The 252-nt window shown below is 34.1% G+C and carries 1 protein-coding gene; it reads right to left on the reverse strand.

The annotated features are described in order from the left end of the window. Positions 1 to 95: 95 nt before the first annotated feature. On the reverse strand, positions 96 to 248 hold the full coding sequence (locus tag AAEY88_RS14745) for an FKBP-type peptidyl-prolyl cis-trans isomerase (protein WP_407074472.1): 153 nt from the start codon (positions 246 to 248) through the stop codon (positions 96 to 98). Between the last annotated feature and the right edge of the window lie 4 nt (positions 249 to 252).

Genomic DNA, 252 nt, shown 5'->3' on the forward strand with positions numbered 1-252 from the left:
TTCTAAGCAAATTTAACTGTAAACAAAAAAGGACACCGAAGCGTCCTTTTTAATTTATATTTATCAGTCTTTTAACGACTGAAACAATATTGATATTACTTAGTTTCTACTGCAGCAGGTGTTTTCTCTACTGACATTAATTCAACTTCAAAAACCAATGTTGAGTTAGCAGGAATAGTGCCAGTATCACGTTCGCCATAAGCTAATTCTGATGGGATAACAAACTTATACTTAGCGCCTACAGGCATTAAC

The sequence above is a fragment of the Psychrobacter sp. CAL346-MNA-CIBAN-0220 genome (assembly GCF_040309805.1).
Classification (GTDB): domain Bacteria; phylum Pseudomonadota; class Gammaproteobacteria; order Pseudomonadales; family Moraxellaceae; genus Psychrobacter.

What these genes read in the sequence shown, in the direction of transcription:
- AAEY88_RS14745 (WP_407074472.1), bottom strand. Translation starts at nt 248, where the DNA reads ATGCCTGTAGGCGCTAAGTATAAGTTTGTTATCCCATCAGAATTAGCT.